The 20,433-nt window shown below is 59.0% G+C and carries 18 protein-coding genes and 1 other RNA gene; 1 reads left to right on the top strand and 18 read right to left on the bottom strand.

Going from position 1 to position 20,433, the window contains the following annotated elements:
- Positions 1-31 precede the first annotated feature (31 nt).
- Entirely contained in the window at positions 32-967 is a 936-nt protein-coding gene (locus tag ASQ50_RS15680) for a M23 family metallopeptidase (protein WP_227513190.1), read from the bottom strand.
- A 235-nt stretch (positions 968-1,202) separates the two neighbouring features.
- Here ASQ50_RS15680 and ASQ50_RS15675 point away from each other — a divergent pair, with 235 nt between their 5' ends.
- On the top strand, positions 1,203-1,655 hold the full coding sequence (locus ASQ50_RS15675; RefSeq protein ID WP_058091001.1) for a DUF721 domain-containing protein: 453 nt from the start codon (positions 1,203-1,205) through the stop codon (positions 1,653-1,655).
- A gap of 11 nt (positions 1,656-1,666) precedes the next feature.
- Here the strand turns inward: ASQ50_RS15675 and lpxC are convergent, their stop codons facing one another.
- The 17 genes from lpxC to rnpB all read right to left on the bottom strand — a co-directional run bounded on the left by lpxC (position 1,667) and on the right by rnpB (position 20,420).
- The gene (lpxC, locus tag ASQ50_RS15670; protein ID WP_058091002.1) at positions 1,667-2,581 is read right to left on the bottom strand and encodes a UDP-3-O-acyl-N-acetylglucosamine deacetylase; all 915 of its coding nucleotides are present in this window, start codon (positions 2,579-2,581) and stop codon (positions 1,667-1,669) included.
- Between the two features lie 216 nt (positions 2,582-2,797).
- Entirely contained in the window at positions 2,798-3,955 is a 1,158-nt protein-coding gene (gene ftsZ / locus ASQ50_RS15665; protein WP_058091003.1) for a cell division protein FtsZ, read from the bottom strand.
- 102 nt (positions 3,956-4,057) lie between these two features.
- Complete coding sequence (gene ftsA / locus ASQ50_RS15660) at positions 4,058-5,293, bottom strand: cell division protein FtsA (protein ID WP_058091004.1); 1,236 nt, start codon at positions 5,291-5,293, stop codon at positions 4,058-4,060.
- Between the two features lie 36 nt (positions 5,294-5,329).
- Complete coding sequence (locus ASQ50_RS15655) at positions 5,330-6,169, bottom strand: cell division protein FtsQ/DivIB (RefSeq protein WP_058091005.1); 840 nt, start codon at positions 6,167-6,169, stop codon at positions 5,330-5,332.
- Complete coding sequence (locus tag ASQ50_RS15650) at positions 6,162-7,139, bottom strand: D-alanine--D-alanine ligase (protein WP_058091006.1); 978 nt, start codon at positions 7,137-7,139, stop codon at positions 6,162-6,164. Before ASQ50_RS15650 ends, ASQ50_RS15655 begins: the two co-directional genes overlap by 8 nt.
- Entirely contained in the window at positions 7,136-8,575 is a 1,440-nt protein-coding gene (murC, locus tag ASQ50_RS15645) for a UDP-N-acetylmuramate--L-alanine ligase (RefSeq protein WP_058091007.1), read from the bottom strand. Before murC ends, ASQ50_RS15650 begins: the two co-directional genes overlap by 4 nt.
- Positions 8,568-9,653 (bottom strand): undecaprenyldiphospho-muramoylpentapeptide beta-N-acetylglucosaminyltransferase, encoded by a 1,086-nt coding sequence (gene murG / locus ASQ50_RS15640; RefSeq protein ID WP_058091008.1) that lies wholly within the window; start codon positions 9,651-9,653, stop codon positions 8,568-8,570. Before murG ends, murC begins: the two co-directional genes overlap by 8 nt.
- A complete protein-coding gene (gene ftsW / locus ASQ50_RS15635) occupies positions 9,646-10,845 on the bottom strand; it encodes a putative lipid II flippase FtsW (protein WP_058091009.1) in 1,200 nt (399 codons plus the stop codon). Before ftsW ends, murG begins: the two co-directional genes overlap by 8 nt.
- Positions 10,845-12,185 (bottom strand): UDP-N-acetylmuramoyl-L-alanine--D-glutamate ligase, encoded by a 1,341-nt coding sequence (murD, locus tag ASQ50_RS15630; protein ID WP_058091010.1) that lies wholly within the window; start codon positions 12,183-12,185, stop codon positions 10,845-10,847. Before murD ends, ftsW begins: the two co-directional genes overlap by 1 nt.
- A 15-nt stretch (positions 12,186-12,200) precedes the next feature.
- The gene (gene mraY / locus ASQ50_RS15625; RefSeq protein WP_058091011.1) at positions 12,201-13,286 is read right to left on the bottom strand and encodes a phospho-N-acetylmuramoyl-pentapeptide-transferase; all 1,086 of its coding nucleotides are present in this window, start codon (positions 13,284-13,286) and stop codon (positions 12,201-12,203) included.
- Positions 13,271-14,668, bottom strand: a complete 1,398-nt coding sequence (locus ASQ50_RS15620; RefSeq protein WP_058091012.1) for a UDP-N-acetylmuramoyl-tripeptide--D-alanyl-D-alanine ligase — start codon at positions 14,666-14,668, stop codon at positions 13,271-13,273. Before ASQ50_RS15620 ends, mraY begins: the two co-directional genes overlap by 16 nt.
- The gene (locus tag ASQ50_RS15615; protein ID WP_058091013.1) at positions 14,665-16,149 is read right to left on the bottom strand and encodes a UDP-N-acetylmuramoyl-L-alanyl-D-glutamate--2,6-diaminopimelate ligase; all 1,485 of its coding nucleotides are present in this window, start codon (positions 16,147-16,149) and stop codon (positions 14,665-14,667) included. The genes ASQ50_RS15620 and ASQ50_RS15615 overlap by 4 nt, the downstream gene beginning before the upstream one ends.
- A 4-nt stretch (positions 16,150-16,153) precedes the next feature.
- Positions 16,154-17,896, bottom strand: a complete 1,743-nt coding sequence (locus ASQ50_RS15610) for a peptidoglycan D,D-transpeptidase FtsI family protein (RefSeq protein WP_058091022.1) — start codon at positions 17,894-17,896, stop codon at positions 16,154-16,156.
- A gap of 31 nt (positions 17,897-17,927) precedes the next feature.
- Positions 17,928-18,332, bottom strand: coding sequence for a cell division protein FtsL (ftsL, locus tag ASQ50_RS15605; RefSeq protein WP_058091014.1), 405 nt, complete (start codon positions 18,330-18,332; stop codon positions 17,928-17,930).
- A gap of 26 nt (positions 18,333-18,358) precedes the next feature.
- The gene (rsmH, locus tag ASQ50_RS15600; protein ID WP_058091015.1) at positions 18,359-19,315 is read right to left on the bottom strand and encodes a 16S rRNA (cytosine(1402)-N(4))-methyltransferase RsmH; all 957 of its coding nucleotides are present in this window, start codon (positions 19,313-19,315) and stop codon (positions 18,359-18,361) included.
- Positions 19,312-19,764, bottom strand: a complete 453-nt coding sequence (gene mraZ / locus ASQ50_RS15595) for a division/cell wall cluster transcriptional repressor MraZ (protein ID WP_058091016.1) — start codon at positions 19,762-19,764, stop codon at positions 19,312-19,314. The genes rsmH and mraZ overlap by 4 nt, the downstream gene beginning before the upstream one ends.
- Positions 19,765-20,068: 304 nt before the next feature.
- Positions 20,069-20,420, bottom strand: an RNA gene (gene rnpB, locus ASQ50_RS15590) — RNase P RNA component class A.
- Positions 20,421-20,433: the final 13 nt, after the last annotated feature.

Here is a 20,433-nt window from a genome sequence, read left to right as displayed (position 1 = left end):
AGGACAAAAGGTGGGGTTCACGGGAATGGAATCAGCGGCTTGCGCGCTGGATATATTTCTCAGGATTTTCGGACTTGCCATTGCGGATCACTTCAAAATGCACGTGGGGGCCAGTCGACCGGCCGGTACTTCCCATCAGTGCCACAACCTGCCCCTTCTGGACCACATCACCGGTTTCGACCTTGATGGTCTTGGCGTGGGCATAACGGGTAACCAGCCCGTCGCCATGATCTACCTCAACCAGATTGCCGTAGCCAAAGCGGTCACCGGCGAAGGTCACCACGCCGGCACCGACAGTGATGATATCACTGCCTTCCTTGCCGGCCAGGTCCACTCCGGCATGCCAGCGGCGCTTGCCAGTGAAGGGGTCGGTACGGTATCCATAAGGGGACGACAACCAACCCCAGGTAATGGGACGGCCCTGCAGATACAGCTCGTCTTCGAGCTTGTTGCGGGACGCCACCTTATCAAGCAATCGCAGCTGCTTTTCACGATCATCCAGCGTGCGCTCCAATTGCTCGATCATATCGGTCAATTCAGGGGCACTGTAGGACTCACCACCCATACCGTCTTCGGGGCCACCCACAGCCGCCGGCTGATCAAAGTTGAATTCATCGCTGGCCACCAGCCCGGACTCAACGAAGCGCTGACCAAGGGCATCCAGTCGCAGAAGCCGCCCCTGGATATCACCAAGCCGGAGTGTCAAAGCGTCCACCTGCTGCTGCACGTTCTCCCGAACCCGCGTCACCTCGGCCCGCTGCTCCTGAAGCTTGTCCTGCCAGGTAGATACCAGTTCGGTCTCTGTGGGCTTTTTGGCTTCCGCCTTTGCCACGGCCACCTGATAACCCGCCCAGCCAGCCGCCAACAGCAGCGCCAGCACCGTAAACACCAGTACTGCAACAACACCAGCGTTGAGCGCGATTGCCCGGGAACGGCCGTGGCGTTTGCCAACGAATATTACGTTCATATCGTCATTCGATTTCATTGAAGAGCCGCATACCTGTCCCTGTAGTGCTGCGGCCCGGAAATAAATATCCGAGCGGTTCTGCTATCCTTGGCAACAACTACGTACTGATAAATCGCAGCGCCCGGTAGACATACTCGTTTGTGACAATGTAAAACGAGTGGAATACCAGTGCTACGCACAAAGCGTGCCGAAGTGTAACCAATCGTAAACAGTCCCGTCGAGAAAAAAGCCGGTTATGAGCAAAAAAAATGACCAAAAAATGATCTTTGGCAAAGCGGCGTCCAGCCCCGGCTCTACTCTGAAGGCCCTGCTGACCAAAGCCGAGCTTCACCAGCAGGCGGAGCAACAAGTGATCGACGCCATTCCGGAAGAGCTCGCAGAAGGCACCCGCTTTGTCAGCTGTACCGACGGAGAACTGGTACTGGCCACCGACAACGCCAGCAAGGCTACCCGGTTACGGTTTCGGCAACACGAGATTATGGAGAAACTACGGGAGCAGGAGCTGTTCAGATTTGTCTGGAAGGTTCGCATCAAGGTGTCACCCCTGAGGTACCGGGAGAAACCCGAGGTAAAAATGACACCCCTGAGCAAAGAAAATGCCCGGCTCCTCGAAGAGGAAGCCGGGCACACGAAGGATAAAGCACTACGCGAGGTTCTCGAAAAACTCGCAAGCCACGTCCGGGATTAAGGCTTCCGGCCTTAACCCACCGCGAGCACAGGTTTCATATAAGAGATAGGAGCAGTGGCTTCATCATCGAAGGTCACCACTTCCCATGCGTCTTCTTCTGCCCTGAGCTTGCGCAGCAGCTTATTATTCAGGTCGTGACCGGATTTGATACCGCGGAACTCACCGATCAGGCTGTTGCCCAGCAGGTAGAGATCACCGATCGCATCCAGAACCTTGTGCTTGACGAACTCATCATCATAACGAAGGCCATCCTCGTTAAGAATCTTGTAGTCGTCGACCACAATGGCGTTGTCCACACTGCCACCCAGCGCCAGGTTCATCGCACGCAGCTTCTCGATATCGCGCATGAACCCGAAGGTACGGGCACGGGAGACTTCCTTCACAAAAGACGTGCTGGAGAAATCCACTGTTGCGGTCTGGGCGCGACCCTTGAACACCGGATGGTCAAAGTCGATACCGAAGCTGACCTTGAAGCCTTCAAACGGCAGGAAGGTCGCTTTCTTGTCACCTTCTTCGATGGTGACTTCCCGCTTGATGCGGATGAAGCGTTTGGCGGCATCCTGTTCGGAAATGCCGGCCGACTGCAGCAGGAATACGAACGGCCCGGCTGAACCATCCATAATCGGTACTTCCGCCGCGCTCAGTTCGACGTAGCAGTTGTCAATGCCAAGACCAGCCATGGCTGAGAGCAAATGCTCTACGGTCGCCACACGGACACCGTCATTTACCAGCGTCGTGGACAGCATGGTCTCACCTACATTTTCCGCGCATGCCCGGATCTCAACCATCGGGTCGAGGTCCGTACGGCGGAAGATGATGCCCGTATCAACCGGAGCCGGCTTCAGGGTCAGGTAAACCTTTTCCCCTGAGTGCAGGCCGATACCGGTCGCACGGATGGTATTTTTGAGTGTCCGTTGTCTGATCATCGGTTCATCATTCCGTCACAAAAAGTCGATATTCTGAGCAAAAAACTGCCCGGAGAATATCAGAATTCAAGACTGAGCACCATTTAGCCAACATGACTTTACTTAAAAATTGCAATAGTCATCCGCTATGGCCAACCAGCTCACGTTTATTCCGGACTAAAGGTTCCATTTCACTGCATTGAAACCGATACCCCCGAACACAGGTGAGACAGATTATCAATCAGCCTGCCGGCGAAGGAATGCGGGAATATCGAGATAGTCCACGCCCTGCTCTTCGCTTTCTTTGCTCTGGTCCAGCGCCACATTGCCCTGCGAAACCGCACGACGACGCAGCACAGCAGGCCGATCCAGCTGGTTGTAATCGGTCTTGCCGTCCAGTGTGCGTGAGTTGTCCACCACCTTGGTGGGCTTCTCACGTTCACCACCGAGACCCGTCGCCACCACGGTCACCTTGAGCTCGTCGGTCATTTCCGGATCGATAACGGTGCCCACCACTACCGTGGCGGCGTCTGACGCAAATTCACGAACGATGTCGCCAACTTCGGAGAATTCGCCCAGATTCAGATCCATGCCGGCGGTAATGTTGACCAGGATGCCTTTGGCGCCCTGCAGGTTGATGTCTTCCAGCAGCGGGCTGCGAACGGCGGCCTCAGCAGCTTCACGGGCGCGGTTCTCGCCGGTGGCACGACCGGTACCCATCATCGCGTTACCCATTTCGGACATCACGGTTTTAACATCGGCAAAGTCAACGTTGATCATACCGTTGCGGGTGATCAGGTCAGCGATACCCTGAACCGCGCCCAGCAACACGTCGTTGGCGGAGGCAAAGGCGTCCAGCAAGCTGGTCTTCTTACCCATCACCGCCAACAGCTTCTCATTCGGGATGGTGATCAGTGAATCAACGCTCTCGCCCAGCTCTTTCAGGCCGGACTCGGCCACGCTCATACGCTTGCCACCCTCAAACTGGAACGGCTTGGTGACCACGGCAACGGTCAGGATACCCAGTTCCCGGGCGACTTCCGCGACAACAGGCGCGGCACCGGTGCCGGTTCCACCACCCATACCGGCGGTGATAAACACCATATCCGAGCCACTGAGCGCCTCGGCAATACGGTCACGATCTTCCAGGGCAGACTGACGGCCCACTTCCGGGTTGGCACCGGCACCCAGGCCCTTGGTGATGTTGCCACCAAGCTGGATAATCTGGCGGGCGTCCAGGTCTTTCAGTGCCTGGGCGTCTGTGTTGGCGCAGATAAATTCCACACCTTCAATGTCGCTGTTAAGCATGTGACGAACGGCGTTACCGCCACCGCCGCCAACACCGACAACCTTTATAACTGCGTTTTGCTGAACACTATCAACGAGTTCAAACATATCCCCTACTCCTTCGTGCTGTTTCCGGTCTTTCCAGACCGGTTTCATTCGATCGTTTTGTGTGTTTCGAGATACCTTCGTGTACTACCTGCTGATTCACCGTCAGAAGTGACCGGTAAACCAGGCTTTCATGCGCTCAATCAGGGAAGGGGCATCCTCCCCCTTGAGCACCGGCGCCCGGCCAAGATCCATTTGCCGGAAGCCATGAATCAACAACCCCACACCCGTGGCGTAGATCGGGTTGTTGACCACTTCGGTCATGCCGGAGACCGCCTGCGGACAGGCCAGCCTTACCGGCATGTGGAAGATTTCTTCGGCCAGCTCCACCACCCCTTCCATGGTGGACGAACCGCCCGTAATCACGATGCCTGCGGGAATCATGTCTTCGAATCCCGACCGGCGAAGTTCTGACTGCACCAGAGTGAACAGCTCCTCGTAGCGGGGCTCCACCACCTCCGCCAGCGCCTGGCGTGACAGGTCTCTGGGCGCCCGGTCCCCGACACTCGGAACCTTGATGGTTTCATCGGCACCGGCGAGCTGAGTCAGCGCGCAGGCGTATTTGATCTTGATCTCTTCGGCATTTTGCGTTGGCGTGCGCAGCGCCATGGCGATGTCATTGGTGACCTGATCACCGGCAATGGGAATCACCGCGGTATGGCGGATCGCACCGCCGGTAAACACCGCGATATCGGTGGTGCCCCCGCCGATATCCACCACACAGACACCCAGCTCTTTTTCGTCCTCGGTCAGAATCGCGTGGCTCGATGCCAGCTGCTCAAGAATGATGTCGTCTACCTCAAGGCCGCAGCGTTTCACACATTTCTCGATGTTCTGTGCCGCGTTTACCGCACAGGTCACCAGGTGCACCTTGGCTTCCAGGCGCACACCGGACATGCCCATGGGCTCCTTGATGCCTTCCTGGTTATCGATCACGAATTCCTGCGGCAGGATATGCAGGATTTTCTGATCCGCGGGTATGGCAACCGCCTGGGCCGCGTCGATCACCCGGTCGATATCGGCCTGAGTCACTTCCCGGTCGCGGATGGCCACAATGCCGTGGGAATTCAGGCTCTTGATATGACTGCCCGCGATGCCTGCGTAGACCGAATGAATTCGGCAGCCAGCCATCAGCTCGGCTTCCTCCACTGCCCGCTGGATGGCCTGAACCGTGGTTTCGATATTCACCACCACCCCCCGCTTGAGGCCGCGGGACGGGTGTGAGCCAATACCAACCACTTCGATGGTTCCATCCATCTTGCGCTTGCCGACAATCGCAACCACTTTGGAAGTTCCGATATCCAGGCCGACAATCATGTTTTCCGTTTCAACCGATGACATGTGTTTCACCAAACCCCAGGTTCGTAATAATCGTTATCAGGATTTCGGCGCGGCGGTTGCCACATCCGACTTCCACTGCACCGCCACGCCGTTGGAGTAGCGGGCATCAACCCGACTGACTTCGTCCACTCGCGAAGCCAGGCGGTTCTCATAAACCGTAATAAAACGCTCAAAACGTTGCTCAACCTTGTCGCGCCCCAAAACCACCTCAATGCCGTTTGACAGCGTGAGTGTCCAGGCGCCCCGTTGTTCCAGGGACAAGCCAGCAAATCCGAGCCCGTAGCCGGCCAACTGGTCACTCATGGTGCGGGCCATGGAAATCACCTCTCGCACCCGCTCATCCGGCCCCGCCAGCCTGGGCAATCTGCCCGCCACTTCCGGGTTTGGCGGCAGGAATAGCTCGCCTGACCTGCTTACCAGCCGGCCATCCGTCCAATACGCCAATGGCTTTTTCTCCCGGATGTCGATCTCCAGCCGCCCTGGCCAAACCCGCCTGACCGCGGCCGAGGCTACCCAGGGCCGCTGTTCCAGTTCGGCTTTCACCTCCGCCAGATCGGTAGCGAAGTAACTCTTGCCAATCCAGGCTCCGGCAGCACGCTCCACGGCCACCGAGCTGTCGCCAACAAAGTCTCCGCGCACATCCACCGCAATGATCTGCTGGTCCATGGCGGTAAGCAGCCGGTCGGTTGCCCAGGGCACCATGGCCGCCAGCAGAACAATGGTCGCGCCCAGCCCCACCTGCAGCCAGGGCACCGCCGACAATACCCCTCGCAACACACCAAACCGGTCCCGCTCCGGTCCGACCGAGGTTGCCCCCCGTCGCCGGGGCGGCTCGGGCGGTACCGCCCGGCTCCGGATCAGTAATGTTTCAAGCATTCGTCGCCTCCGGCAGAGTGTCCTTGAGAATCCGCACGACCAGCTCTTCGAAGCTGATGCCTGCTGCCTTGGCGGCCATCGGCACCAGGCTGTGGTCAGTCATACCAGGGACAGTGTTCGCCTCCAGCAACCAGAATTCGCCGTCAGCATCCTGCATGATGTCGACCCGCCCCCAGGTTCTGCACCCGAGCACCCGAAAGGCGTCCAGCGCCAGGTGCTGCAACCGGACTTCATCGTCCGGGGCCAGGCCACACGGAATCCGGTACCGGGTATCGTCGGCCAGATACTTGGCGTCGTAGTCGTAAAAGGTATGGTCTGTACTCAGGCCAATGGCCGGCAGAGCTTTGTCCTGAAGCAGGCTGACGGTAAATTCCGGCCCCTCAATCCACTGCTCCACCAGCACAAGATCATCGATTTCCGCTGCCTTTCGATAGGCCTCCGCCAGCTCTTCGACATTGTGAACCTTGAAGATCCCGATACTGGAACCTTCGTGGGCCGCCTTGACACTCAACGGTGTGCCCAGGCTCCGGATAATCTCATCCGCCTCCGCGGCGGAGGTCATGGCCCGGAATGCAGGCGTTGGCAGACCGCAGCCCTGGAATACATACTTGGTACATAACTTGTCCATTGCCAGTGCCGAGGCCAAAACCTCGCTGCCGGTGTAGGGAATGCCCGCCTGCCCCAGAATCGCCTGCAGGGTGCCGTCTTCGCCGCCCCGGCCGTGCAGGGCAATAAACACCCGGTCGTACTCCGGAGCTTCGACGGTTTTCAGCAGGCAGCCACGCACGTCAATACCAAAGGCATCAACGCCGGCCGACTGCAACGCCGACAACACAGCCTGGCCACTCTTCAGGGACACCGCCCGCTCTGCGGAATCGCCCCCCATGAAGACCGCCACGCGCCCGAAGGCTTTCACCAGTTCCGGTGATGCCTGATAGGGCTGTGCGTTGGTATGACTCAAATCACTCACTTGCTCACTCCCGCCGCAGCCAGTCGTGCAGCAACGCCACCAATATCGCCGGCACCCTGGGTAATCAGCAGGTCGCCGTCTTTCAGGGCACTTTCCAACAGGTTTTCGATTTCCCGGTTTTCCTCGACGAACACCGGCTCAACCTTGCCACGCTGCCGGATACTCCGGCACAGGGCACGGCCATCGGCACCGGGTATTGCCGGCTCGCCGGCTGAATACACATCCATCAATAACAGGCCATCGAGTTCCGACAACACACGTACAAAGTCTTCGTACAAATCCCGGGTACGGGTGTAGCGATGGGGCTGGTACAGCATGACAATGCGCCGGCCAGGCCAGGCATCGCGTGCGGCACGGATAACCGCTTCCACTTCCGTGGGATGGTGCCCGTAATCGTCCACCAGCGTTACCGACCCTTGCGGAATCCGGTATTCGCCATACACCTGGAAGCGCCGGCCGACACCGGCAAAGCCCGCCAGGCCCCGACAGATTGCCTGATCATCCACCCCTTCATCGGTGGCAACGGCAATGGCAGCCAGAGCATTCAAAACATTGTGACGGCCCGGCATTTTCAGCTCGACCGTCAGGTCTGAGCGATTCCCTGGGCGGCGCACAACAAAATGGGTTCTCAGACCATCTGAACTGATCTGCTCGGCCCGGTAATCCGCATCCGGGTTGTCGATGCCGTAGGTAATGATGGCCCGGGATATCCTCGGAATGATTTCCTGCACGTAGGCGTCATCCACACACATCACGGCAATGCCGTAGAATGGCAGGTTGTGCAGAAAGTCCACGAACGTCTGTTTCAGTTTTTCAACATCACCGCCGTAGGTATCCATGTGGTCGGCTTCGATGTTGGTCACCACCGAAATCACTGGGGTCAGGTGCAGGAACGATGCATCGCTTTCGTCAGCCTCTGCCACCAGGTACCGGGAGCCACCGAGCTGGGCATTGGTACCGGCACTGTTGAGCTTGCCGCCAATGACAAAGGTCGGGTCCAGGCCCGCTTCCCCAAGAATCGAGGCAATCAGGCTGGTGGTGGTGGTCTTGCCGTGGGTGCCAGCGATGGCAATGCCATGGCGATAGCGCATGATTTCCGCCAGCATTTCTGCTCGCGGTACGATCGGCACGCGGCGGCTGCGGGCGGCTGTCACCTCAGGGTTGTCGCCAGCGACAGCAGAAGAGACGACCACGACGTCTGCCTGCTCACTGTTCTCCGCCCGATGGCCGATCTGGACTTCTACGCCCATGGCGCGGAGGCGGCCGGTAACCGGACTCTCTTTCAGGTCCGACCCGGACACGTCGTAACCCTGGTTCTTGAGCACCTCTGCGATGCCACTCATGCCCGCACCGCCGATACCAACAAAATGGATACGGCGAATACGGCGCATTTCGGGCACCTGATAGACCAGCGGCGGATTGGTTACTTCAGCCATTGGCGGCCTCCAGACAGTAATTCACGACTCTCTCCGTTGCATCAGGGCGGGCCAGTGAGCGGGCGGCCGTCGCCATTGTCGAAATTCGTTCCCGGTCGCCTGCGAGATCTTTCAAGGTCTCCGCCAGCACATCCGGAGTCATCATCTGCTGGGGTATCAGAATGGCTGCCCCTGCTTTTACCATGTGTTCGCCATTGCGGGTCTGGTGGTCGTCCACCGCGTGGGGGAAAGGGACCAACACGGCCCCGACGCCAGCGGCGCAGAGTTCTGATACCGTCAGGGCTCCAGCCCGACACACCACAATATCTGCCCAGGCGTAGGCTTCGGCCATGTCCCGGATAAACGGTTCAACACTGGCCGAGACACCGGCAGCCTCATAGGCGTCCCGGGCTTCCTGCGCATTTTTTTCACCACACTGGTGCCGAACCTCCGGGCGCAGTTCCTCCGGCAACAACGCCAGTGCAGCTGGTACCTGCTGGTTGAAAACCCGGGCACCCAAACTGCCGCCCACAACCAGAACACGCACCGGCCCGGTCCGGCCCTTGAGGCGGCGCTCCGGCTCGTCGATTTCGGTGACGTCTTTGCGCACCGGGTTGCCGGTGCAGCGGGTTACCACGTTCGCCCCAAAGCTCCCGGGAAAGGCTTCGAGCACCGTATCCGCAACCCGAGTCAGCCAACGGTTGGTCATTCCCGCGATGGCATTCTGCTCATGGATCACCAGGGGCACACGCTGCAGAAAGGCAGCGATGCCACCCGGGCCAGTCACAAAGCCACCCATGCCCACAACGCAATCCGGCTTGATCTTTCGCAGCACGGTGAACGCCTCACCCAGAGCGCGCATCAAGCGGATCGGTGCCAGCAACAGGACCAGTTTGCCTTTGCCACGAAGCCCGGAAACATGAATCAGCGACAGCGGAATATCCGTCTCGCCAATCAGCCGCTCTTCCATACCGCCCTTTGCGCCCAGCCAGAACACCTCGTGGCCTCTGTCCTGCAGCGCACGGGCGGTCGCCAGCGCGGGGAATACGTGGCCACCGGTGCCACCAGCCATCATCAGAAAACGACGGGGCTTACTCATACACAGCACCTCCCCGCGTTTTTTTTCTGGTTTGTTCTGAATTCATTCGCACCTTATCAAGCCGTTCAATTTCAACCCTTGCCAACACGCCGATACCAATGCAGGTCATCATCAGGCTGGATCCGCCGTAGCTCACCAAGGGCAGCGTCAGCCCCTTAGTGGGTAACAATCCCGTGCTGACGGCCATATTGATACCCGCCTGCAGACCCATCAGCAGGGTAAGGCCATAACTGAAGCACGCACCAAACGGCATACCCGCTTTCTCCGCCCGCCGCGCGATCACCAACCCGCTCACCACCAGTGCGGTGAACAATGCCAACACAATCAGCGAGCCCAACAAACCAAACTCTTCGGCGATGATGGCGAAGATGAAGTCGGTATGTGCCTCCGGCAGATAGAACAGCTTCTGGATCGAATTGCCCAGGCCAACACCGGCCCATTCGCCCCGACCGAAAGCAATCAGCGACTGGGTAAGCTGGTACCCGGTATCAAACTGGTCTTTCCAGGGGTCCAGATAGCTCACCACCCGCTTCAGACGATACGGCTGGGTAACCACCAGAACGGTTCCCAGCAACGCCAGGATGCCGATCAACGGAGCAAACCGGGTTAGCCGAACGCCGCTAAGGAAGATCATGCCCGCTGCGGCGGTGACCAGCACCACGGTGGCGCCGAAGTCTGGCTGAATCACCAGCAGCACCGACGCCAGGCCCAACACCACCAGGGGCTTCAGAAACCCGGACCAGGTGTTCAGCAACTCATTCCGGCGCCGAACCACGTATCCGGCCAGATAGGCGATCAGGCAAAGCTTGGCCACCTCGGATACCTGCACATTGAACAGTCCCAGAGGAATCCAGCGGGTTGAGCCGTTGACTGTGCGCCCCATGGGTGTGAGCACCAGCACCAAGACGAGCATGCCGACACCCAGCAGCAGCCACCCGCTGCGCTCCCACCAGGACACCGGCACATTCACGGCGACCAGGGCCATGAGGCAACCGAGCGCCGCAAACAGCACCTGCCGGATCACGTAGTGATAACTGTTGCCCATGGTGGCCGCTGCCATATCCATGGAGGCAGACGAAATCATCACCACGCCCAGCACCAGAAGCGCAACGGATGTCACCACCAGCACTGGCAGGGGCTGGAGATCACCTAACCAGGCTTGTGGCCGGTAACTGGCTGCACCCACTTGCATCACTGGGCCTCCACCAACACACGGAACTGGTCTCCGCGATCGTTATAATCCCGGAACATGTCAAAACTGGCGCAGGCCGGTGACAACACCACCCGGTCGCCTGGCTGCGCCAGCCGGCGCGCTTGCTCGACGGCCTCGGCCAGCGACTCTGCCCTAACGATGTCAACACCGTCGGCCAACGACCTGGCAATGGTGTCGGCATCACGCCCCATCAATACGACCGCACGGCAGTATCTGGCTGCGGGTTCCGCCAGGGGTTTGAAGTCAGCGCCTTTGCCATCGCCACCGGCAATCAGGATTACCTGGCCGTCTTGGGGCGCCAGGCTTTCGATCGCGGCAACAGTGGCACCCACGTTGGTGCCTTTGGAATCATTGATGTAATCAACGCCATCCAGATGCCGGACAAACTCACAGCGATGGGGCAAGCCGGTAAACTCACGTGCCACCCCAAGCATGGTCTCCATTGGCAGGCCCGCTGCGTGACCAAGGGCCAATGCGGCCATCACGTTGCTGATGTTGTGCCGCCCCATCAGCTTGAGCTCGCTGGCCAGCAACAGGTTGTCGAACCCGAAGGTTATCCAGGTTCCCTGATCGTCGTCCCGGGTGCTGAAGGTCTCCGGGTTCACCCGATTAAAGCCAAAACAGATAAACCGCAGGTTATCCCGCGCCATGGGAGTGCTCAGGGCGTCGTCAAGATTCACAATGGCGTTCTTACAGCCCCGGTAAATCCGCTGTTTTGCCTGAAAGTACGCCATTTTGTCCGGGTAACGGTCCATGTGATCGTCACTGACATTGAGCACGGTGGCGGCCTCGGCGTTCAGCTCTTCGGTGGTTTCCAGTTGAAAACTCGAGAGTTCCAGCACATACAGGTCTGCGCCCTGACCAAGGAGATCCAGGGCGGGTGTACCGATATTGCCGCCAACCTTGACGTTCCGCCCCGCCGCCCGGGCCATTTCCCCGACCAGAGTGGTGACCGTTGTCTTACCGTTGGAACCCGTGATGGCTATGATGGGTGCATCTGCCGCGTCGGCAAACACATCAATATCACCGCGAACTCGAGCGCCATTTTTGGCGGCAGCGGCAATGGCTGGCTCCGCAATGGCAATACCCGGGCTGACCACCAGTTCGTTAAAACCGGCAAACAACGAGGGATCAAACGCTCCGAGATAGACCGGTATATCCGGCCAGCCCGCGCGCAGTTCTTCCAGCCCGGGCGGGTTTTCCCGGCTGTCAGCCACAGCAATGTCGCGGCCCGTTCCGGACAAATAGCGCACGCAGGAGAGCCCGGTTTTACCGAGCCCTACTACCAATGTGCGACGATCCGAAACAATGACACTCATAGCTGTAACCACTTCCTATCGGATTTTCAGACTGGCCAGGCCAATCAGTACCAAAACCACAGTGACCACCCAGAAACGCACAATAACGCGCGGTTCGGGCCAGCCTTTCAATTCAAAATGGTGATGCAACGGCGCCATGCGGAAAATGCGACGCCCGGTCAGCCGGAACGAAGCCACTTGCAGGATCACCGAGATGGTTTCCATCACAAACACGCCGCCCATAATGAACAGCACGATCTCCTGGCGGACAATCACGGCCACCACGCCCAGGGCAGCGCCCAGTGCAAGTGCACCTACATCCCCCATGAACACCTGAGCCGGATAGGTGTTGAACCACAAAAAACCAAGCCCCGCCCCGACCAGCGCACAGCAGAACACGATCAGCTCACCGGCACCCGGCAGGTGTGGAATCAGCAGATAGTTGGCGAACTGGGCATGACCAGACACATAGGCAAAGATCGCCAGCGCACTCGCCACCATCACCGTCGGCATGATGGCCAGGCCATCCAGACCGTCGGTCAGGTTCACGGCGTTGCTGCTACCAACGATCACAAAGTAGGTCAGAAGAATGAACATCACCGGCCCCAGGGTCAGTGATACGTTTTTCAGGAATGGCAGATACAGCGAGGTCTCTTGGGGCAGCGATGCCGTCATGTAAAGCACAATAGCTGCGGCAGCGCCGATGACCGATTGCCAGAAATACTTCCAGCGCCCAGGCAGGCCACGGGGATTACGCTCAACCACTTTACGGTAATCATCAACCCAGCCAATCGCACCAAACAGCAGCGTGACAGACAGCACCACCCAGACGTAGCGGTTGCTCAGATCCGCCCACAACAGGGTGGAAATCGCAATCGCCACCAGAATCAGCGCACCGCCCATGGTCGGTGTTCCGGCTTTGCTGAGATGGGTCTGCGGACCATCATCACGCACCGCCTGGCCAATCTGGTACTGGCTTAGCTTGCGAATCATCACCGGCCCGATCAGCAGCGATATCAACAGCGCTGTGAGCACGCCCAGAATGGCGCGCAGGGTCAGGTACTGAAACACCGTCAGTGCGGAAAAGTATTGCGATAGAATCTCTGTCAGCCAGAGCAGCATGTGTTTTTCACCTTTGTCTGAATCCCCTCCACCACGCGATCCATGGCGGAACTGCGAGAACCTTTCACCAGAACTGTTATAGCGCCCTGCCGGCCATCCACGATGGCCGGCACAGCCTGCTCATGACTCTGGAAAATTTCAGTGCCGGCACCAAAACCGGCCTCGTATGCCTCTGCACCCGGGCCTACCGCCAACAGGCGCTCAATGCCTTTGGCCTGGGCATGGGCACCCACCTGCCGGTGCAACTCGGCAGCCTCCGCACCCAGCTCCGCCATGGCACCCAATACCGCCACCCGAGTACCGGGGTAACCCGCCAGCACATTCAGGGCAGCGATCATGGACGCCGGGTTGGCGTTGTAGCTGTCATCAATCACGGTCAAATCGGCTGCGGGGTTCAGTACCTGCAATCGCCCTTTCACCGCCTGCACCCCTGCGAGGCCGTCCACGATCTGTTGATCCGTGGCTCCCAGCGCCCGGCAAGCCGCCAGCGCCAGCAGACCATTGGTTATGTTGTGTTCGCCGGCCAGCGGTATACGAACCTTGCAATGCCAGCCTTCCGGACCGGTTACTTCGGTTTCAAACCCCTCTGACATCGGGGTGCTGGCGACCGCCTGATAGTCAGCATCTGAAACCCCGAGCCGGGAAACGCTCAGCACCCGGCGCCGGCCCGCCCGCTCGCGCCACTGGTCAAAAGCGGGGTCGTCGCGATTCAGCACAACCACCCCATCGGCGGGCACACCATCAATAATTTCACCCTTGGCCAGTACAATGTTCTGGTAGCTGCCGAAGCCTTCCAGATGTGCCTGGCCGGCGTTGGTCAGGATTGCCACTTCTGGGCGAACCACCGCCACCGTGTGGGCAATTTCTCCCAGGCCACTGGCACCCAACTCAATGGCACCAAACCGGTGCTCTGGTGCCAGGCGGAACAGGGTCAGCGGCACCCCGATGTGATTATTCAGGTTGCCCTCCGTGGTCAGAGTCGGCCCCATGCCCGCAAGAATCGCCGACGTCATTTCCCGGACCGTGGTTTTGCCACTGCTGCCGGTCACCGCCAACAAGCGAGCGCTGCTTTCATCGCGATTTCCGGCCGCGAGCCGCGCCAGCGCATCCACCGTATCGGCGACCACCAACTGTGGGATCGCCAGGGAGCTGTCGGCGGTATCCACAACCGCCGCAACCGCTCCCTGCTCCATCGCTTGCCGGACAAATCCGTGACCGTCAAACCGCTCGCCTCGCAGTGCCACAAACAGCTGCCCTGGCACCACAGACCGGGTGTCGGTGGAAACGCCGTCAAACCGAACCGCATCAAGCGCAGAAACGGATCCGGCAACGGTTGCCTGCAACCAGTCGCGGGCCTCCGCCAGCGAAAAGGCGCGCATCATGCCACACCCCCATTCAGCTTCAATAGGTGGCGAACCTGCTCTGCATCACTGAACGGAAGCTTCTGCCCGGCAATCTCCTGCCAGGCTTCATGTCCCTTCCCGGCGATCAGCACCAGATCTTCCGGCCCGGCCATGGTCACCGCTGCCGCTATCGCCTCAGCGCGGTCATGGATAACCTTGAAACACCCTTCCTTTGAAAAACCCTGCTCAATATCACGGACAATCCGCGCCGGGTGTTCAGATCGAGGGTTGTCATCGGTGACGATGATCACATCTGCCTGTTTCTCCGCCTCGCGGGCCATTTCCGGACGCTTTCCGGGGTCCCGGTCACCACCACAACCGAACACGCAGATCAGCCGGCCGGTGACGTGGGAGCGCAGGGCCGCCAAGGCATTGGCGAGGGCGTCCGGCGTGTGCGCGTAGTCCACAACCACGTTCCGGCCGTCGGCACCGGTGAACCGCTCCAGCCGCCCCGGTGGCGGGGTCAGCCCTGCCGTTGCGGCGACTGCCCTGTCAACAGGCACCCCCAGCGTCAGGACCGTAGCCAGTGCCGCCAGTACATTGCTGGCGTTGAAGCTACCCAATAACGGCACCTGCAGGTCGAATTCGCCCCACTGGCCATCAACACGGGCCCGGAAGCCAGTCGCCACCGGCGCGAAATCTTTCAGCCACAACTCGGTCTGAGCCTCATGCAGGCTGTAACGAACCCGGTCACATTGCCCATTGAGCTGTTCGAATAACTGCCGCCCAAAAGGATCGTCAAAGTTGATTACCGCAAAGTGCAGCTCTTCCCTGCGAAACAATCGGGCTTTGGCCTCGCCGTAGGCTTCCATGGAGCCGTGGTAGTCCAGGTGGTCCCGTGTAAGATTGGTAAACACCGCTCCGGTCATGGTCAGCTTGTCAATCCGCCCCTGATCCAATGCGTGGGATGACACTTCCATCACCGCGGCACGACCACCGTCGTGGCGTATACGGTTCAGCACCCGGTTGACCTGCACAACGTCTGGTGTGGTGTGGGTTGCCGGCTGGAGGTTACCTGGCATGCCATACCCCAGCGTGCCCAGCACACCGCAGGGGGTGCCGGTTTCCTTCAAAAGTTGTGCGATGTACTGGGTGACCGATGTTTTCCCGTTGGTACCGGTCACGCCAATAAGGCGCAAATGCCGGGAGGGGTGCTCGAAAAATCGATCTGCAATCCGTCCCAACTGGGCCCGGAGCCCAACCACGGGCACTACCAACGCGCCATGGCGCTCGTGGCATTCCCTCGATTCCGAAGCTTCCAGAAGTATCGCAGTGGCACCCGCCGATATCGCCTGGTCAACGTATTGCTCCGATGACGTTCGAGCCCCGGCCAGTGCGATAAACGCATCCCCCGACGTCACCGTTCGGCTGTCGGTCTTCAGGCCATGAATCGTGACATCAAACACCGATGGCACGTCGACAATACCCTGTAACAAGTTGCTGATAGATGTGATGCACATGGTGTTACCCTCTCTCTCCGGAGGCCCGACGGGGCGCTTTGGCCCCGCTGACTTCCAGTTCAGGCTTCACATTCAGCAGTCGCAGTGCGTCACCCATCACCCGGGCGAATACAGGGGCCGCCACTTCGCCACCGTAGTACTCTCCGGATTGGGGCGCATCCACGGCCACAACCGTCACGATACGCGGGTCATCAATCGGCGCCATGCCCGCAAATATCGCTTTGTACTGACTCTTTTCATAACCCCGGGCGCCCACCAGGTGAACCGTCCCGGTCTTGCCGCCGGCAGCGTACAGGCCTGGCTGGCCACGACCACCGGTACCCCGTGCCACGGCTTCCTTCAACATACCGCGCACGGCCAATGCGACATCTTCACTCAACACTCGCCGGCCTTGGGGTGGAGCTTCCTGTTTCATCAGGCTTAACGGGTACCGGATGCCACCATTGGCGATCACCATGTAAGCCTGGGCCAACTGCAAGGCATTCACACTCATACCGTAGCCGTAAGACAATGCGGACTCTTCAACCGGGCGCCACCTTGGCGGTGCCGGTAAAACACCAACGGCTTCCCCTGGGAAGCCGATACCGGTTGCCTGCCCCAACCCCATCCTGGCGAACAGATTCCTCAACACATCGCCCCCAAGCTCCGTGGCAATCTGGCTGACCCCCACGTTACTGGATTTGACGATCATTTCTGTCAGGTCCATGGTTCCGTAATTTCGCGCATCCCGGATGGTAAAACGACCAAATCGGCGAAAGCCGGGTGAGGTGTCTATGGTGCTGTTAACCTGGTACTTGCCGGACTCCAGTGCCGCCGCGATGGTAATCGGCTTGATGGTGGAGCCTGGCTCAAACAAGTCGGTGATTGCTTTGTTGCGCAGATTATCCGCGGATAACTGGGCCCGGTCATTGGGGTTGTATGAACCCTGGTTAACCATTGCCAAAACTTCACCGGTATCCACGTCCAGCATGACCAGCGTGCCGCCCCGGGCATTATGAGCAGTCACCACTGCCTTGAGTTCCCGGTAGGCCAGGTACTGAAGCCTCAGGTCCAGGCTGAGCTCAAGATCCCGGCCGGGCCGGGCATCCCGGATCAGCATCAGGTCTTTGATGACACGCCCACGATTGTCCTTGAGTACCCGCTTGCGCCCGGGCTCGCCGGTTAGCCACTGGTTATAGGCCAGTTCAATCCCTTCCTGCCCCAGTTCGTCGATATTGGTGAAACCGACCACATGCGCAGTCACCTCTCCGGCAGGGTAGTACCGACGGTATTCTTGCCGGGCATAGATGCCACCGATCCCAAGATCCAGCGCTTCACGCGCCAGGCTGGGCTGAACTTTCCGGCGCAGATAGATGAATTCACGACCCGCAAACGTACGCAAACGCTCCCGCAGCGAACCTTCAGTCATACCCAACAGGCGAGCCAGACCCGCCAACCGGGGATCATCAGGATCAGTTTCAGAGGGGTTTGCCCACAGTGTCTGAACCGGGGTGCTGACCGCCAATGGCTCACCATGGCGATCGCTGACCACGCCACGATGAGCGTCAATCGACTCAACCCGGATGGTCCGGACATCGCCCTGCTGGCGCAGAAACTCCTTATCCACCACATGCAGATCGACCAGACGCCAGCCAATACCCAGCATCACCAGCAGAAAAACGCCCAGCACCGAGCCGAAGCGCCAGGCCTTCAACCCCGCGGACAAACGCTGCTGCCAGTTTGCTGCCTGCTTTCCCTGACCGGACAAATCGATCACCCTGATGTGTTTGTTATGATCGTTATTTCGCCGCAACCGGAGACATCAGCGGCACAAGAACTATGTCCTGTCGCCCCGGCACCACCATATTGAAACGTTCTGCCGCCAGGTGTTCTACGCGCCCATGAGCACTCAGCGCACTCTGCTCAAGCAAGAGCTGACTCCATTCCCGCTGATAAGCATCACGTTGCTGCTGCAACCCGGACAACGTATTGAATAACTCCCGGTTTTCGTGGGCACTGACAACAACACCGATGGCAGACAGTGTTAATACCGCCACCAACGCCAGAGTCACCACCACCCGGCTCTCCCGCGTGGTGTCGAAAACCTGCCGGGACAGGCGCACGGCGGTTGCCACGCCGTCACGAACCCGCTGCTTGCTGAGCCTGGTGGTCTTGGTTGGTTGTTCGATGGCTACCGCGCCCATAACGTCGCGCTCCCCTGCGAATTCGATTAGTTGGTTCGTCTTTCCAGTACCCGCATGACTGCACTGCGGGCACGGACATTTTCGGCAATTTCCTGCTCGTTGGCCTTGCTGGCCTTACCTACCAGGCAAAATTCCGAACGCTCCTGGTCAGCGGTAACCGGCACACCCTTGGGTATCTTCGGGCCACGGGCCAGATCCCGCATGAAGCGCTTTACCAGGCGATCTTCAAGCGAGTGAAAACTGATCACGACCAGGCGGCCACCCGGCGCCAAGCGCTCGACCGCAGCCGTCAGCCCGACCTCCAGGTCTTCCAGCTCCCTATTGATAAAGATCCGGATAGCCTGAAACGTTCTTGTTGCAGGATGCTTGTGCTTTTCTTTCTTGGGCACCGCCTCAGCCACCAACTCCGCCAACTGGCGGGTTGTCTCAATGGCCTCTTCCTGCCGGCGGGCAACTACCAGGCGCGCTATACGGCGGGAGAAACGCTCTTCTCCGTAGCGCCAGATAACATCTGCGATGTCGCGTTCGTCTGCGGTTGCCAGCCATTGGGCAGCGCTTTGGCCCTGCTGGGGATTCATCCTCATATCCAGCGGACCATTGCGCATAAACGAAAATCCGCGCGCGGCATCGTCCAGCTGTGGTGACGACACCCCAAGATCCATCAACACGCCCTGCACCGCCGACCATTGCTGGCTCTCCAATGCCTGATTGAGCTCAGAGAAGGATCCGTGGTACCAGAAGAACCGGCTGTCTTGCGCAGCCAGGTCTTTTGCAACCTGAATGGCTTCCGGGTCTTTATCGATACCCAACAAGCTGCCCTGGGCGTCCAGCTGACCGAGAATCAGGCGGCTGTGACCGCCCCGACCGAAGGTGGCGTCCACGTAACGACCAGCCGGGTCATTAACCAGAAAATCGACAGCCTCATCCAGCAACACCGAGCGATGTCGGAATGGCTGGCCTGACGCTTGCTCTGTTTCGGTCATAGGGACAGCGCCTCCATCTCCGGCGGCATATCTTCATCACCAGAGGATTCGTCCAGCCAAGCAAACCAGCGCTCTTCGCTCCAGAGCTCCAGCTTCTTACCCTGACCAATCAGCATCAGCTTCTTCTCCAGATGCGCGTAGCTTCTCAGCGTTGGCGGCACCAGGATGCGGCCAGCAGAATCCAGCTCCATGGGCGCCGCATTACCAAGAATCAGCCGCTGCAAACGCCGGGCGGCTTTATTCATGTTCGGCAGCGCTTCAATTTTTGGCCTGAGGGTTTCCCATTCCGGCTCTGGATAGAGCAAAAGGCAACGCTCTTCGTCAGCATTGGCGGTCAGAACAATACGGCCACCACAAAGGTGCGCGAGCTCCTCACGCACTTTTGTCGGGATCGCCAGGCGACCCTTCGCGTCCATATTGATGGCATGACTGCCAAGAAAGTTGCTCATTTATGCCGTATCCAAGGCTACTATTTCCACAAAAAACCACTTGAAACCACTTTTTCCCACTCCCGCACACTATAGAAACACGCAAAAGACAATGCAAGCGCCGCATTCGGCACCAGACAGGCGAAAGTTCCTTTAATGACAAGAGGTTACAAAGGGGAAACTTAGATAATCGTTAAAAAGACGTAAAGAAAAGGAGAAAAAACAAGCACCTGCAGAAAACTCTAAAGAGCCTTTCTGAGGTTTAAGATTTTTTGGCTATAAAGGCCGAATTGTGAGAAGGATGGATATCACAGCAGTAGAGAAAATGGCGAGCTCGCCGATAAGCCGGGTTCTGTCTTGGACAGTCATTCATCTAGGGCCTGCGTCACCGCAGGCCTCAAGCAACCTACCCGAATCCAGCGCGGGCCACGCCATTGGATTCCTATTTGGTCTTGCTCCAGGTGGGGTTTACCATCGCCGTGGACTGTTGCCAGCCACGCGGTGCGCTCTTACCGCACCATTTCACCCTTACCGGCGCCCGAAGGCACTTAGGCGGTATACTTTCTGTTGCACTTTCCGTCGGCTCGCGCCGCCCAGGCGTTACCTGGCACCTTGCCCTGCGGAGCCCGGACTTTCCTCCCCCGATCGAAACCGGCGGCGACTGTCTGGCGAGCTCGGTGCCGACAATAC

This window comes from Marinobacter sp. LQ44, assembly GCF_001447155.2.
GTDB lineage: Bacteria > Pseudomonadota > Gammaproteobacteria > Pseudomonadales > Oleiphilaceae > Marinobacter.
This window is presented reverse-complemented; position numbering and strand designations above follow the sequence as displayed.